The sequence below is a fragment of the Aquamicrobium defluvii genome, assembly GCF_004363725.1.
GTDB lineage: Bacteria > Pseudomonadota > Alphaproteobacteria > Rhizobiales > Rhizobiaceae > Mesorhizobium > Mesorhizobium defluvii.
In genome coordinates this window covers 1-1,237 of record NZ_SNZF01000088.1, presented here as the reverse complement: position 1 = coordinate 1,237, position 1,237 = coordinate 1, and the positions used below count along the sequence as shown (strand labels likewise).

The 1,237-nt window shown below is 67.4% G+C and carries 1 protein-coding gene; it reads right to left on the bottom strand.

From position 1 onward, the window contains the following. Positions 1 to 1,237 (bottom strand): Zn-dependent hydrolase (locus DES43_RS22245; RefSeq protein WP_133676482.1); only part of this gene is annotated, 1,237 nt, incomplete at both ends.

Sequence of the window (1,237 nt, the reverse complement as noted above, 5' to 3'; positions counted from 1 at the left end):
ACAATCCCCGCCGTATCGATGACGGCATGGAGGAGGACGTCGGCGCCGGCGGCGGCCCATTCCTTCGAGATGTCCTCGGCCTCGTTGTGCGACAGCCCGTCCACGCACGGGCACATGATCATCGTCGCCGGCGCCACCTTGGCGATCCAGCACGCATCGTGGCCCGCCCCCGAGATGATGTCCATGTGCGAATAGCCCAGCTTTTCGGCGGAAGCCCTCACCCGCGCCACCAGTTCGGGCGCGAAGGTCACCGGGTCGAAATGGCCCACCGCCTCCACCGAACAGCCGACGCCCAGTTCCGCCGCGATCTCCTGCGCCCCCGCCTCGATCCGCGCCCGCATGCCGTCCAGCTTGGCCCGGTCGGGCGAGCGGATGTCGACCGTGAACACCACCTTGCCCGGCAGCACATTGCGCGAATTGGGCGAGAACGTCACCTGCCCCACACCGCCCACGGCGCCCGGCTGGTTGTCCATGGCAACGCCCTGCACGAGCTCCAGAATGCGCCCCATGGCCAGGCCCGCATTGACCCGCATCGCCATCGGCGTCGAGCCCGTATGCGCCTCCTTGCCACTCAGCGTGAATTCCAGCCACCACAGCCCCTGGCCATGGGTGACGACGCCGATCTGCCGGTTTTCCGCCTCAAGGATCGGCCCCTGCTCGATGTGATATTCGAAATAGGCATGCATTTTGCGCGCGCCCACCTCCTCCTCGCCCACCCAGCCGATGCGCTGCAATTCGTCGCCGAAGCGCCTGCCCTCCAGATCGGTGCGCCCATAGGCATAGTCGAGCTCAAGCTCGCCCGCGAACACGCCCGACGCCAGCATGGCCGGCGCAAAGCGCGCGCCTTCCTCGTTGGTCCAGTTGGTCACCACGATGGGATGCTTGGTGCGGATGCCGAGGTCGTTGAGCGAGCGCGCCACTTCCAGCCCCGCCAGCACGCCGAGCACGCCGTCGAACTTGCCGCCCGTCGGCTGCGTGTCGAGATGCGAGCCGATATAGACCGGCAGCGCGTCCGGGTCCGTGCCCGGCCGTGTCATGAACATGTTGCCCATGCGGTCGACGCCCATTTCGAGCCCCGCCGCCTCGCACCAGCGCCGGAACAGATGCCGGCCCTCGTTGTCGGCGTCCGTCAGCGTCTGGCGGTTGTTGCCTCCCGCAACGCCGGGTCCAACACGCGCCATCTCCATCAGCGAACCCCACAAACGGTCCGGATCAATGCGAAGATTCTCGCCGGAGG